At 58.9% G+C, this 13,885-nt stretch carries 15 protein-coding genes; 8 read left to right on the top strand and 7 right to left on the bottom strand.

What is annotated here, in order from left to right:
• Nucleotides 1-38: 38 nt before the first annotated feature.
• Both purB and radC read right to left on the bottom strand, forming a co-directional pair.
• Entirely contained in the window at nt 39-1,349 is a 1,311-nt protein-coding gene (gene purB, locus ACGHU1_RS11790) for an adenylosuccinate lyase (RefSeq protein ID WP_390587153.1), read from the bottom strand.
• 115 nt (nt 1,350-1,464) lie between these two features.
• A complete protein-coding gene (gene radC, locus ACGHU1_RS11785; RefSeq protein ID WP_390587151.1) occupies nt 1,465-2,211 on the bottom strand; it encodes a DNA repair protein RadC in 747 nt (248 codons plus the stop codon).
• A gap of 89 nt (nt 2,212-2,300) precedes the next feature.
• On the opposite strand from radC, the gene ACGHU1_RS11780 reads away from it, so the two are divergent.
• From ACGHU1_RS11780 to ACGHU1_RS11745, 8 genes are all read left to right on the top strand, one after another.
• A complete protein-coding gene (locus ACGHU1_RS11780) occupies nt 2,301-5,546 on the top strand; it encodes a YdbH domain-containing protein (RefSeq protein ID WP_390587149.1) in 3,246 nt (1,081 codons plus the stop codon).
• Nucleotides 5,547-5,647: 101 nt separating this feature from the next.
• Nucleotides 5,648-5,803, top strand: a complete 156-nt coding sequence (locus ACGHU1_RS11775) for a YnbE family lipoprotein (RefSeq protein ID WP_390587147.1) — start codon at nt 5,648-5,650, stop codon at nt 5,801-5,803.
• Nucleotides 5,804-5,839: 36 nt separating this feature from the next.
• A complete protein-coding gene (locus ACGHU1_RS11770; protein WP_390587145.1) occupies nt 5,840-6,229 on the top strand; it encodes a YdbL family protein in 390 nt (129 codons plus the stop codon).
• Nucleotides 6,230-6,391: 162 nt separating this feature from the next.
• Nucleotides 6,392-6,727 (top strand): AtpZ/AtpI family protein, encoded by a 336-nt coding sequence (locus ACGHU1_RS11765; RefSeq protein ID WP_390587143.1) that lies wholly within the window; start codon nt 6,392-6,394, stop codon nt 6,725-6,727.
• A gap of 71 nt (nt 6,728-6,798) precedes the next feature.
• Complete coding sequence (locus ACGHU1_RS11760) at nt 6,799-7,560, top strand: F0F1 ATP synthase subunit A (protein ID WP_390587400.1); 762 nt, start codon at nt 6,799-6,801, stop codon at nt 7,558-7,560.
• A 48-nt stretch (nt 7,561-7,608) separates the two neighbouring features.
• Nucleotides 7,609-7,836, top strand: a complete 228-nt coding sequence (locus tag ACGHU1_RS11755; protein ID WP_390587141.1) for a F0F1 ATP synthase subunit C — start codon at nt 7,609-7,611, stop codon at nt 7,834-7,836.
• An 84-nt stretch (nt 7,837-7,920) separates the two neighbouring features.
• Nucleotides 7,921-8,415: an ATPase gene (locus tag ACGHU1_RS11750; protein ID WP_390587140.1), complete on the top strand. Its 495-nt coding sequence runs from the start codon at nt 7,921-7,923 to the stop codon at nt 8,413-8,415.
• Complete coding sequence (locus tag ACGHU1_RS11745; protein WP_390587138.1) at nt 8,408-8,977, top strand: hypothetical protein; 570 nt, start codon at nt 8,408-8,410, stop codon at nt 8,975-8,977. The genes ACGHU1_RS11750 and ACGHU1_RS11745 overlap by 8 nt, the downstream gene beginning before the upstream one ends.
• Nucleotides 8,978-9,039: 62 nt before the next feature.
• Here ACGHU1_RS11745 and ACGHU1_RS11740 read toward each other — a convergent pair whose 3' ends face one another.
• The 5 genes from ACGHU1_RS11740 to ACGHU1_RS11720 all read right to left on the bottom strand — a co-directional run bounded on the left by ACGHU1_RS11740 (nt 9,040) and on the right by ACGHU1_RS11720 (nt 13,883).
• Nucleotides 9,040-10,020: an NADPH:quinone oxidoreductase family protein gene (locus ACGHU1_RS11740; RefSeq protein ID WP_390587136.1), complete on the bottom strand. Its 981-nt coding sequence runs from the start codon at nt 10,018-10,020 to the stop codon at nt 9,040-9,042.
• Between the two features lie 4 nt (nt 10,021-10,024).
• Entirely contained in the window at nt 10,025-10,783 is a 759-nt protein-coding gene (gene gloB, locus ACGHU1_RS11735; RefSeq protein ID WP_390587134.1) for a hydroxyacylglutathione hydrolase, read from the bottom strand.
• A 125-nt stretch (nt 10,784-10,908) separates the two neighbouring features.
• A complete protein-coding gene (gene rpsA, locus ACGHU1_RS11730; RefSeq protein ID WP_390587132.1) occupies nt 10,909-12,615 on the bottom strand; it encodes a 30S ribosomal protein S1 in 1,707 nt (568 codons plus the stop codon).
• Between the two features lie 411 nt (nt 12,616-13,026).
• Nucleotides 13,027-13,653: a (d)CMP kinase gene (gene cmk, locus ACGHU1_RS11725; RefSeq protein WP_390587131.1), complete on the bottom strand. Its 627-nt coding sequence runs from the start codon at nt 13,651-13,653 to the stop codon at nt 13,027-13,029.
• Nucleotides 13,650-13,883 carry a hypothetical protein gene (locus ACGHU1_RS11720; protein WP_390587129.1) on the bottom strand — a complete coding sequence of 78 codons (234 nt, stop codon included), beginning with the start codon at nt 13,881-13,883 and terminating at the stop codon, nt 13,650-13,652. Before ACGHU1_RS11720 ends, cmk begins: the two co-directional genes overlap by 4 nt.
• Between the last annotated feature and the right edge of the window lie 2 nt (nt 13,884-13,885).

The raw sequence follows: 13,885 nt of genomic DNA, 5'->3' as shown, positions 1-13,885 counted from the left end.
GAGTCTAGCAAGCGCGGATAAGCGGCGGACCTTTCCCCTTATCCAAACACGCGGTCAAAGATCGTATCGACATGTTTGAAGTGGTATCCAAGGTCGAATTTTTCTTCGAGTTGCTCGTGAGAGAGCGCCGCCGTGACCTCGTCATCGCCCTTGAGCAATTCGAGCAGCGATAGCGCGCCGTTCGATTCCCATACTTTCATCGCGTTACGCTGGACCAGGCGATATGCATCCTCGCGGCTGACACCGGCCTGCGTCAGCGCCAACAGCACACGCTGCGAATGGACCAGCCCGCCCATGGAATCGAGGTTAGCCTGCATCCGCTCAGGGTATATGAGCAGTTTTTCAATCACGCCGGTAAGCCGGGCGAGGGCGAAATCGAGCGTGATCGTCGCATCGGGACCGATGAATCGTTCGACCGAAGAATGCGAAATGTCACGCTCATGCCATAGCGCCACATTCTCAAGCGCGGGGAGGGCGTAGGCGCGGATCATGCGGGCCTGTCCGGTGAGATTTTCGGTCAGGATCGGATTGCGCTTATGCGGCATCGCCGACGAACCCTTCTGCCCCTTGGAGAAAAATTCTTCCGCTTCGAGCACTTCTGTGCGCTGCAAATGCCGAACTTCGACAGCCAAGCGTTCAATGGAGCCGGCTATGACCGCCAGCGTGGCGAAATACATTGCGTGCCGGTCACGCGGGATGACCTGCGTCGAAACCGGCTCGATTTCCAGACTAAGCTGCTCGGCCACATACGCCTCGACCTGCGGGTCGATATTCGCAAACGTCCCGACCGCGCCCGAAACCGCGCAGGTTGCTATTTCCTTGCGCGCGGCGATCAGCCGTTCGCGGCACCGATCAAATTCCGCATACGCCTGCGCCAATTTCAGCCCGAACGTAACAGGCTCTGCGTGAATGCCGTGGCTGCGCCCGATGGTCGGCGTGTATTTGTGTTCTTCCGCGCGCGTCTTGATCGCCGCAAGCAGGCCGTCCAGATCTGCCAGCAGGAGGTCGGAAGCGCGCGCAAGCTGCACAGAAAGCGTCGTGTCGAGCACATCGCTGGAGGTCATGCCCTGATGCATGAAGCGGGCTTCGTCGCCGACTTGTTCTGCCACCCAAGTGAGAAATGCGATCACGTCATGTTTTGTGACCGCTTCGATCGCGTCGATCGCTTCCACGTCGATGACCGGATCGGTCGCCCACCAGTCCCAAAGCGCCTTGCCGGCACTCTCTGGAACAACGCCCATTTCGCCCAGCTTCTGGGTCGCATGCGCTTCAATCTCGAACCAGATGCGAAACTTGGCTTCCGGCTCCCATAGAGCGGACATTTGCGGGCGGGCGTAACGCGGGACCATCGTGGGTTTCCTTGGGCATGATTGACGCGGTGAAATGTGTTCATGGCGCGGCTATTGCGAAGCCGGGCAATTGGCAAGTGTGTGGCACTGCTCTGTAACCAGTTGCGCGCCGCGCTTAAATCAAGCCCTTGGCTCTCAGGCTTACATGCCCCTCGCGCCCTATGATAACATGGTCGTGGACGGTAACGCCCAGCAAATGCCCGGCTTCGGCGATTTTCTTCGTAATCTGGATGTCCGCACGGCTCGGTTCCGGATTGCCGCTGGGGTGGTTGTGCACAAGGATCAGCGCGCTCGCGCCTACATCAAGCGCGCGGCGGATGACTTCGCGCGGATGGATTGATGCCTCGTCAATCGAACCGTCGCCAACATGGTGATCGTCGATCAAACGGTTCTTTGTATCGAGGTAAAGCACGCGGACGCGCTCAACCGTAAGATGCGCCATATCGATTGATAGATAGTCGATCAGCGCGTGCCAGCTTGATAGCACCGGCTTTTGCGAGACTTCGCTGCGGGCCATTCTGCGAGCGGCGATTGCGACGCTTTTGAGGGCAGCTGCGCTTGTTTCACCGACACCTTTGACCCGTTGTAGCGCCTTTGGGTCGGCGTTGAGGACAGCGGAAAGGGTGCCAAAATGTTTGAGAAGAGCTTTTGCCGCAGGCTTGGTATCGCCCTGGCGAATTCCAGCAAACAGCAGGTATTCCAGCACCTCGTAATCGGCGAGCGCCTCTGCGCCGCCTTTCAGCAGGCGTTCGCGCAGCCGGGCACGGTGCCCGATCCCTGCCTGCTTGCCCGAATCGGATGGCTCAGGGGCGAGCGCAGCGTTCTCTGATCCGAAATCGAAACTGTCTCCGGTTGCTGGCAAGCTGTCCTCTTCGTGTAATCAAGGCGGGCGTCAAATTCCCGTTTATCTTCATTGCCTTTACGCAGCGATACGCGCAAGTGAGATGAACGATGGTCGAAGGCGATCAGCATTCTGAACCTGTTGGGGATAGCGAACCCTACAAACGGGGCCTTTGGCCTCGCCGCTGGCGTTGGCGCATCAGTCTGTCTGTGCTGATCTTGTTCGCGCTCGTTCTTATCGGGGCGTGGTTCAGCCGCGAACAGATCGCAGGTAACGTGATAAATGACTTGCTGGCCGGCTACGAAGTCGAGGCTGATTACGATATCATCGCAATCGACCCGCAGCGCCAGATCATCGAAAACCTTGTGATTGGTGATCCAGCGCAGCCTGATTTCACCGCAGATCGCGTTACCATCAATTTGGACTACGGGTTTCGTACGCCGACAGTCGAAGGCGCCGAGATTGTGGGCGCGCGGCTCTACGGCACATATCTGGACGGCAAGCTGAGCTTTGGCTCGCTAGATCCAATCATTTTTGCCGAAGCCGAGGAAGAGGCGGGGCTCCCCGATTTCGATCTGGGCATTTCAGACGGCAGAGCTTTGATCGAGAGCGAATTCGGTGCAATCGCCGCGAAATTGGACGGTGCCGGTTCATTGCAAAGCGGGTTTGCCGGGACATTGGCCGCGACCGCTCCCGGTTTCGGCACGCAAGATTGCTCTGCTCAAACAGCCACAGTGTTCGGAGACGTGGCGACCGATGGCGGCGAGATTTTTTTTAGCGGCCCTGTGCGCTTCAGAAATCTATCTTGCGAAGGCGCGCAGATTGCAGATGCGGACATCGGGGCGGATTTCACAGCGCCTGCTGACTTTGGTTCCGTTTCAGGCGATTTGGCGCTGTCCATGTCGGACCTTCGATATGAGGGTCAGCGGATCGCGGCCCTTGGCGGCGACATACGGCTCGGTTGGGGCGAGGGCGGTTTGAACCTCCGGCACGATCTCGATGGGGAGCAAGTCGCTACCGCCTATGGCAGACTAGGTAAGGTTTCGGCGGAGGGGGCGCTGCGAAGCGGCGCGGATTTTACGAGAATCGAATGGGACGCCGATCTTTCAGGGCAGAATATTGCGCTTGCTGGCGGGTTCGAAGCTACGCTTGATGAGGCGCAGACCGCGGCGCAAGGAACGCTGGCCGCACCGCTGCTCGCGAAATTTCAGCGCAATTTCAAAGAGGCGATGGCAGGCGGCGCTTTCGCAAGCAGCGTTACTATTCGCAAAAACCCGGATGGTATCGCGCTGATTGTGCCCGACGCGCAGCTTTCAAACGCGGCTGGAGAAACGCTGGCTGCCCTTTCCCGTTTCAACTGGACGAGCGCCGACACTGGCCGCCAGCTAAGCGGCAATTTCGTAACCGGAGGCGCTGGCCTTCCCCAAATCAACGGACGCATGGAGCAGTCGGCGGGCGGGGCACTGGTGCTGCGGATGGGTATGGAACCGTACGCAGCGGGCGCCGACCGGCTGGCGATACCAAGGCTGCAAATTGAGCAGAGCGGTTCGGGACGGATGACATTCGCAGGCTCGGTATTTGCCAGCGGCGCGTTGCCGGGTGGGTCTGTCCGCGATCTCGTGCTTCCAATGGCAGGCTCTTGGAGCGAGGCTGGCGGTTTCCGCTTGGGCGAGCGGTGCACTCAAGTGCAATTTGGCGCGCTGACCTTTGCGCAGCTGGAGCTTCAAGCCAATGCGCTTGCCCTGTGCCCGCAGCGCGGCGGCGCTATAATAAGATATGACGATGCGCTTTCGATTTCGGCGGAAACACGCAGTTTCGCTCTTACCGGTGAACTGGCAGATGCGCCGGCAAACCTACGCGCAGAAAGTGCTTCTTTCTCCTACCCTGGGGGCTTCGCGTTGGCTGACGTCAATGCTGTCATCGGTGAGGAGGGTAATGCGGTTCACTTGACCGCGCAAAGCGTCGAAGGCGGCCTGTCCGGCGATCTGGCAGGCACAATCGCCGGAGGCTCCGCACAGCTTGACCTCGTCCCGCTCGATCTGACCGATCTTGCGGGCGGATGGGCCTACCGCGACGAAACATTAGTGGTGGACGGCGCAACGTTTGTCCTTACCGAACGGATCGACGGCGAAGAGCGGTTTGAGCCGTTGGTTGCCCGAAATGCCCACATGACCCTGAGCGGCGGTGAAATTGCTGCCCGCGCCGACTTGCTGAACCCCGCATCGAACCGGCTGATCACCAAAGTCACAGTCGATCATGACCTTGGCAATGGCGCCGGACAGGCGGTGCTAGATGTGCCAGGCGTCGTATTCGACGATCAGCTTGCGCCAGAAGACCTGACCTATCTGGCGAAAGGTGTGATCGCCTTTGCAGACGGCACCGTCAGCGGGGAGGGCCTGATTGAATGGCAGGGCTCTGACGTTACGAGCACAGGCACTTTTGGCACAGACGGGCTTGATCTGGCGGCGGCATTCGGGCCGCTCGACGATGTTTCGGGAACGGTTGAGTTCACCGACCTTCTCGGCCTGACAACGGCGCCAGGCCAGCTGATCGAAATTGGCGCGGTTAACCCGGGTATTGAGGTGCTGGGCGGGTCGGTGCAATTCTCGATGACGGACGGAGAGCTTATCGCGCTAGAGGATGCGCGCTGGCCGTTCATGGGCGGCACCCTTATTCTTCGCCCCGTCACGATCACATACGGCACGCCCGGATCACAGAATTATGTGTTCGAGATCATCGCACTCGATGCAGCCACATTCGTTGCGCAGATGGAGCTTAGCAATATCGGTGCAGCAGGTACGTTTGATGGAACGGTGCCGATCTCCTTCGATGATGATGGCAATGGCGTGATCACCGGCGGGCTGCTTTTGTCACGGCCACCCGGCGGTAACGTGTCCTATATCGGCGAACTGACCTACGAAGACCTCGGCGCGATCAGCAATTATGCGTTTCAGTCGCTGCGTTCGCTCGATTATCGGCAGATGAGCATTGCACTGGACGGAAACGTGGCGGGTGAGATCATCACGAAATTCCAGATCGATGGCGTGCGCCAGGGTGAAGGGGCCAGCCGGAATTTCATCACCCGCAGGCTCGCCAACCTCCCGATCCGCTTCAACATCAACGTGCGGTCGGAATCCTTCACGCAATTGGCGCTGATCGCGCGCGGATTGACCGATCCTTCTGCATGGGGAGACGCGGTTGATCGCGGCATCTTCGAGGTTGAGGACGGCCGCCTGATCCGCCGCGCTCCGCTCGGTTCAGAACCGGACCGGGAACCTGACGCTGCACCGGTTCCCGATGCGCGCAATGATAATGAATTGCCTGTTCAACCTGTAGAAAGCGACAATACGCCATGACAGACGCGAAATTGACCGGAATCCGCGGTCCTGCCACAACTATGCGTTGCAAGCGCAATGGATGGGGGAGGCAGCGAATGATGGTCAGGGCCGGATTGATAATGACCGGAACATCGGCGCTGATTGGTTGCGTCAATGTTTCTGCGCCCGATGAACCGATTGTCATCGAGCTAAATATCAATATCCGGGCCGACGTAGTTTACCAGTTGGCCGAAGACGCGGCCAATACGATCGAGGAGAATGCGGACATATTCTGATCCGCAGACAGCGATCATTTCGAGAGGTTGAAGACAATGAACACGCTTTGCAAACTTGCCCTGACAATCGCGGCTAGCGCGGTTGCCGCAGGCGCTTTTGCCGCCCCGGCTCAGGCGCAGCGCGACCCTGCTTACGCTGCGGCGCGTGCCGATGGCTCGATCGGGGAGAAGGTGGACGGCTATCTCGGCATTGTCGGTAACGCCACACCCCAGCTTCGCCGGTTGGTCAACGACATCAACATCAAACGCAAGGCGGTCTATTCCAGCAAGGCGAGCGAGAACAACGCCACTGTGGAAGAATACGCCCTGACTGCCGGTTGCCAGGCGATTGCCCGCACAGTCCCCGGCGAAAAATATCAGGCTCCTGATGGAACCTGGCAGACACGCACGAGTGCGCCGCCTGTTCGCGATCCGCGCTGTCCGTAGGGGCAAAAGCAGATCGCGAGCCTGAGAAGCAATTTCGCACCAATTCTTGCGCCAAATACACACGCGCTATGGTTGACTCGGTTATGCCCCCCTTCTAAGGGGGCCACGCCCTTGGCGGGCACTTCAATGCGTGTGCCTCGCAACCCCTAATTGGAAGCAGGCATGAGCGACGAAAAGCCCGCACGAGAATCCATAGCTGAGGATGCGCGGATCGACGCGCTCGAGGCGCGGCTCAAAGCTGCTCGCGAGCGGGAAGACGAACGCAACCGGCCAAAGGTCAAAGGAGCCGATGCGAATTATCGCAGCGGCAACCGGGTGCTTGCGGACCTGCTGGGTGGGATTTTCGGAGGTTTGATCATCGGTTGGGCGTTCGATGCGCTCGTCGGGACCATGCCATGGGGTCTGTTGGCTGGCCTGTTCTTCGGAATAGGCGTCGCCTTCAGGAACATTATTCGAGCGGCGAATGCGCGTCCTGACGATCCGGATGAGGATCGATAAAAAGGGCGCGTTTCGCATAAGGTATTAGGGACCGACAGACAGTGGCAGCCGATCAGGGCAAAGTCGATCCGATGAAGCAGTTCCAACTTGAACCGCTTTTCGGCTCTGACAACTGGGACCTTGCTGAAGGTTTCAACATCGCTTTTACAAATTCTGCGTTGTGGATGGCCATCACGGTCTTTCTGCTATGGGCCTTCGTGGCTGGCGGTATGAAGCGCGAGCTGGTGCCGGGCCGCTGGCAGATGGCAGTCGAAAGCTTCACCGGCTTTATTGACGACATGCTTGAAGCGAATGTCGGCAAAGAGGGGCGCAAATACACGCCTTACATCTTCAGCCTGTTCATGTTCATCCTCTTCGCGAACCTGCTCGGCCTGCTGCCAATCGGTATTTTCGGCCTGCATCCCTTCACCTTCACCAGTCACTTTACCGTCACCGGTGTTCTGGCTGTAATCAGCTTTTCCATCGTGCTGATCGTTGGTTTCTGGAAGCATGGCTTTAAATTCTTCTCGCTGTTTGTGCCGCATGGCACCCCGGTGCCGATGATCCTGCCGATTGCGCTGATTGAATTTTTCTCGTTCCTCATCCGGCCGTTCAGCCTCGCCCTGCGACTGTTCGTCGCGATGATGGCGGGACACGTCCTGCTGAAAGTGCTTTCGACCTTCGTAATCGACGGGACGAATGCAGGCGCGGGTATCGGACTGCTTGTCGGTGTGCCCAGCTTTGCCCTGATGATCGCTATCAGCGCGCTCGAAATTCTGGTCGCTGGCATTCAGGCTTACGTTTTCGCGCTTTTGACGTCGCTGTATATCAATGACGCCGAGCACCTTCACTAATCTATCCCTTTCCATTCACACAGTTTTGATTTTCAAGGAGTTTTTATAATGGAAGCAGAAGCAGCCAAGCTCGTAGGCGCAGGCCTCGCAGCAATCGGTGCCGGTATGGCAGCCATCGGCGTTGGTAACGTCTTCGGTTCGTTCCTCGAAAGCGCGCTGCGCAATCCGGGCGCCGCAGACGGCCAGCAGGGCCGTCTGTTCATCGGCTTCGCCGCAGCCGAACTTCTCGGCCTGCTGGCGTTCGTCGTTGCGATGATCCTGATCTTCGTCGTTTAAACGATTTCGATCTTTCGGGCTGGCCTGCGAATGCGTGTGCCAGCCCGCTGATCCTCAACCTGTTCTCATTTTCGGATCCGGCTCATGCCACAAATAGCTCAGCTAGCGGAATTCGCGTCCAGCCAGATTTTCTGGACGTTGATCTTCTTTGGCATCACATTCTTCCTTATCGGTCGCGGTATGGTGCCCAAGGTAATGGAGACCGTCGAATTGCGCGACAAGCAGATTGCTGACGATCTTGCCGCTGCTCAAGGTGCACGAGACGCAGCGGATGAGCAGGAAGATGCGTGGCGTGTGCGTGAGAATGAAAACCGCGCGGCGGCACAGTCACTGATCGCGGATGCAAAGATCAAGGCCGCTACCAAAACCGAAACGAAGCTGGCCAAGTCGCAAGAACGGCTGGATGCCCAGCTAGCTGAGGCTGAAGCCCGTATCGAAGCGGCCCGTATCGACGCCATGACGGAAGTCGAAAGCGTGGCTGCTGAAGCAACTCAGGACATTCTGGCCCGCCTAGCGGGTGCCAAAGTGGACAAACGGACCGCACGGTCCGCTGTGAAAAAGGCTCTCGCCAATGGCTAATCCCGGCGCAGATACACCCGAACTTTTCGAAGCAGAGCCTGCAGAGGCATTCACCAGCGACGCCGCCGGCAGTTATGCCGAGCCGTCTGCTCTGGGTCTCGATAGCTATGCGTGGGTTTCGCTCGCGATGCTCGTGCTTATCGGTGTGATGCTGTGGAAGAAGGTTCCCGGTATTGTGACTGGCGGCCTCGATTCCAAAATTGCCGAAATCAAGAAGCAGCTTGATGAAGCCAAGGACTTGCGCGCCGAAGCAGAAAAGCTCCGCGACGAATATGCAGCCAAGATCGCTGGCGCCGAAGCTGATGCGGAAAAGATGATGGAAGGCGCTCAGCGCGAGGCCGACGCCATCTTGGAAAAAGCCGAGGCCGATAGCGAAGCGATGATCGCCCGCCGTGAGCGCATGGCCGAAGACAAGATCTCGGCAGCAGAACGTGAAGCCATTGCCGGTGTCAAAGCGAAAGCGGTGGAGGCGGCTGCGGCAGCTTCTGGCGCTTTGATCGCCGATCGCCACACCAGCGAAGATGACGCAAAGCTGGCCGATGAAGTGATCGCCGCGCTTTAAGGCGGATAGCTGCGATATTCTGACAATGAAGAGGGCGGCCTGCATTGGCCGCCCTTCCTGTATCAGCTGCCAGGTTCGAACACGACTTTGCCCACCAATTGGCGGTTTGACATTGCCTCAAACCCCTCGCGCCACCGGCTAAGCGGCAGAGTGCGATCAATTGCAGGCGTGATTTTGCCATCGGTTGCAAGCTGCGCGATCGCGGCGCTGATCGCCGCCCCGCGCTCGGGAAAACGCCGCGCGTATTCGCCCGCCCTAAGGCCAAGGATGGAGAACCCCTTTATCAAGGGAATGTTGGTTGCGACATCTGCGATCCTTCCCCCGGTAAAGCCGACCACAACCAGCTTGCCGCCAAACGCGACGCAGCGTGTGCTTTCATCGAAGATATCTCCGCCAACCGGATCGAACACGATGTCCGCCAGCGCACCGCCGGTTATTTCAGAAACCTGTTCACGAAAGCGCCCTACAGCGTGAATAACAGCATCGGGTGCATAGAGCGACGCTATCCTGCCGCGCTTCTCCTCTCTGCCGGTCGCCGCGATGACCCGCGCTCCCATCGCCTTGGCTAGGTCTACTGCGGCAAGACCCACTCCCCCGCTCGCGCCGTGGATTAACACCCTCTGGCCCGGCTTGACCGCGCATAGCTCGACCAGGCCGGTATATGCGGTCGAATATGCCGCGCCCATCGCAGCCGCTGATGGCAAACTTACTTTGCCGGGCACTGATGAAAGCGATGTTTCAGGAACGCTTGCCAATTCGGCAAACGCACCCGTTTTTTGACCACCCATAACGCGGTCGCCCGGCTCGAATGCACTACCTGCGTCCGCCTCAATCACCTCGCCCGCCATTTCGAGGCCGCTGGTGAAGGGCAGGGGCGGTTTGAACTGATATTTGCCCTGCGTCATGAGCAGGTCGGGATAGTTGAGTGAGGCTGCCTTGACCCGCACGAGAACGTCTCCAGTCGCCCTTTGAGGAACTGGCAAGTCGATCAACTGCACGCCGCTCAGATCATCGCTCAGGCGCTCGACACGCAGTGCCTGCATTGATTTAGAAATTGTCTTTCGCCTCTCGCAACGCGGCGAATGTCTCGTGCGGCGCGCTCCCGCCCCATCGGGCCATCATCGCCGGGTCGTCCGCCCGTAGGAACGGATTGGTTGCCAGCTCGCGTGACAGCACAGTTGGGACCGTTGCCTCACCGCGAGCCCGCTTTGCGTCTATTTCCTCGGCATACTCTTGCAACGCTTCGTTGTCGGGATCGGCGTGGAGCGCGAATTTCGCGTTTGCCTGCGTGTATTCGTGCGCGCAGTAGAGCGTGGTTGCGGTGGAAATACGCTTGATCCGTTCAAGACTGTTCCAGAACTGCTCCGGTTCACCTTCAAACATGCGCCCGCAGCCGAGCGCGAAGACCGCATCACCGACGAATGCGACGCCTTCTTCGATGATGTGATACGCAATGTGTCCGTTCGTGTGTCCTGATACGTCAATGACCTGCGCCGTATGCTCGCCCAGATTCACAGTGTCGCCATGACTGACGACGCGGTCGATGGGCGACAGCTTTTCGACCTCGGCGGGAGCAAGCACCCGTGCGCCGGTCGCCTCGACAATCGCATTGTTTCCGCCCGCATGGTCGGGGTGCCAATGCGTGTTCCAGATATGCGTGATCGTCCAACCTTTGGCCTCGGCCTGTTTCAGATACTCCTGCGCATCGGGCGTATCGATAGCAGCGGTCTCCCCCGTGACAGAGTTGTGAACGAGGAAGCCGTAATTGTCGGACAGGCAGGGGAACTGATGGATGTGTATGGTCATGGGCGCGATTGTAACACGTCACGGCCAACAGAAAAGGCCCGCCTGCATCGCTGCAAACGGGCCTTTCCCGTTACCCTACCGCTCCGCTTTGTCGCGGTGCGGCTGAAGGCTCAAAAACCTTCGGCTTATTCGTCGCCCTTCTTGAGAGCTTCGCCCAGGATGTCGCCGAGCGACGCGCCGCTGTCGGACGAACCGAACTGCTGCACTGCTTCTTTCTCTTCGGCAATCTGACGCGCCTTGATCGAGAAGTTCGGTTTTTTCGAACGGTCGAAACCGGTGACCATCGCGTCAACTTTGCTGCCAACCTGGAAACGGTCGGAGCGTTGCTCGTCGCGGTCGCGGCCGAGGTCGCTGCGCTTGATGAAGCCGGTCGCGCCGTCGTCGCCAACCTGCACTTCGAGGCCGCCATCGCGGACTTCGAGGACGGTGACAGTGACGGTCGAGCCCTTGCGAAGGCTGCTGGTGTCTGCGCCGTCTGCCGATGGAGCGCCTTTTTCCAGCTGCTTCATGCCGAGACTGATGCGTTCTTTATCAACATCGACGTCGAGAACGACGGCTTTGACTTCTTCACCCTTGCGGTGGAGCGCCAGTGCGTCTTCGCCCGAGATGCCCCATGCGATATCCGACATGTGGACCATGCCATCGACATCGCCGTCGAGACCAATGAACAGACCGAATTCGGTTGCGTTCTTGACTTCGCCGGTGACTTCCGCGCCGACCGGGAACTTCTCTGCAAACTCGTCCCACGGATTGCGCTGGGCCTGCTTCAGGCCGAGCGAAATGCGACGCTTTTCACTGTCGACTTCGAGGACCATGACGTCGACTTCCTGTGAGGTCGAAACGATCTTGCCCGGGTGGACGTTCTTTTTGGTCCAGCTCATTTCGCTGACGTGGACCAGACCTTCGATGCCCGGCTCCAATTCGACGAACGCACCATATTCGGTGATGTTGGTTACGGTACCGGTCAGCTTCGCACCCATCGGGTACTTGGCGGAGACGCCGTCCCACGGATCGCTTTCGAGCTGTTTCATGCCGAGGCTGATGCGCTGCGTATCGGCGTTGATACGCACGATCTGCACGGTGACAGTCTGACCGATTTCGATGATTTCGCTCGGGTGGTTGACCCGCTTGTAGCTCATGTCGGTGACGTGCAGCAGGCCGTCGATACCGCCGAGGTCAACGAATGCACCGTAATCGGTGATGTTCTTGACTACGCCTTCGATGACCTGACCTTCGGCCAGCTTGTCGATCAGCTCGCTGCGCTGTTCTGCGCGTGTCTCTTCGAGGACGGCACGGCGCGAAACCACGATGTTGCCGCGGCGGCGATCCATCTTCAGGATCTGGAACGGCTGCGGCATGTCCATCAGAGGGGTAACGTCGCGCACGGGGCGGATATCGACCTGCGAGCCGGGCAGGAATGCCACAGCGCCGTCGAGGTCGACAGTGAAGCCGCCCTTGACGCGGCCAAAGATGCGGCCTTCGACGCGGGCGCTTTCGCCAAATTCGTTTTCAAGCTTGTCCCAGGCGGCTTCGCGGCGGGCGCGGTCGCGGCTGAGCATCGCTTCGCCATCGGCGTTTTCGACGCGGTCGACATACACTTCGACTTCGTCGCCGACGCTAAGGCCGTGATCGTCTTCGCCGCGGGCGAATTCTTTGAGGTTGATGCGGCCTTCGGATTTTAGGCCAACGTCGATCACGGCCATGCCGGCTTCGATCGAGGTAACGGTGCCTTTTACGACGCGGCCTTCAAAGCCGCCGTCTTCTGCACCGCCGAGTTGTTCGTTAAGAAGCGCTTCGAAATCGTCGCGCGTTGGGTTGGGCGAGGTCGCCATAGAGGAGAAATTCCTGTTATTTCAGTTTGCTACCGGCCACCGGTTTTTCCGGGGTCTTTCACCGTCTCCGACGCACCATTGCGGCGGCTAACGGGGCAAGAGGCCGTATGTCTCCGCAAGGCCGAATGCGCATGCGAAGGTTCCGTCAACCAGATCGATTGTGAGAACGGACGCGCGCCTAGTCCAATCGCGGCGTGTAGGCAAGGAATTTCGGGGAATCTCGCCGCATTCCGCAGCTTCGTGATGAGACATGGACCGCATGTTACACGGTCCTGAAACAGAATATCGGCGTGATGCAATGCACCCTTAGCCTTAAGAGAATATGCAGGTTTGCGTGCCGAAAACATGCCGCGGCATATCCCACCCTGACGCAGAGTAGGAAAGCGGACTTAGCCCGCTCAATCGCCGCAATCAGTCTAAAGCCAGCGCGGTCTTCACCGCGTCCAGCACCGTTTCAAACGCCTGTTCTCGGTCAAAACTGGTTGTGTCGATCACCAAAGCTTCGGGAGCGGCTTTCAGCGGGGCATCGGCTCGGTTTATGTCGCGGGCGTCGCGCTTTGCAATGTCGGCTTCGACATCGGCGAGTTGTACATCCACGCCGCGTCCCGTCATTTCAAGCCAGCGTCGCCGCGCGCGCGCTTGAACACTGGCGGTGATGAACAGTTTTACGTCGGCATCGGGCGCAATGATGGTGCCGATATCACGTCCGTCGAGCACCGCGCCGCCGGTTTGGGTGGCAAAGCTGCGTTGGCGTTCAAACAGGGCGCTGCGCACCGCGGGATGCACGGAAACCCGGCTCGCCAGGCTTCCGGTGCCTTCGCTGCGCAGGGCGGGATCGGCCAGCAGGTCATCGGCAAAACCGCAGGCGGCCACCGCGTCACCCTCACTGTCGGGATCTCCATCATTCAATTGCACCTGATAGCCAACGGCCCTGTATAGCAGCCCTGTATCGAGGTGCGGGATGCCGAAATGCGCGCCCAGTTTCTGCGCGATGGTGCCTTTGCCCGATGCTGTCGGACCGTCGACGGCGATGATCATGAAAATATGTCCCGTGCTTTTTCAGGGGTGATGGTGCGGGCCTCGCGCTTTTTCCAGCGGTGATGCAAAAACAAAAATCCGATACTGCCAAGGATCAGGTTAAGGCCAAAGCTGGCGAGATCGAAGTTGCCATTATTACGGAACAAGACCGATCCGATCGCAAACACCACGATGATCACTGCGGCCAGCAGACGCTTTCGCAAGGGGGTGACAGGTTTAAGGCGCGGCATTC

This window comes from Erythrobacter sp. MTPC3, from assembly GCF_042854385.1.
GTDB lineage: Bacteria > Pseudomonadota > Alphaproteobacteria > Sphingomonadales > Sphingomonadaceae > Erythrobacter.
The sequence above is the reverse complement of the archived record's forward strand: the minus strand, read 5'-3'. Positions and strand labels throughout refer to the sequence as shown.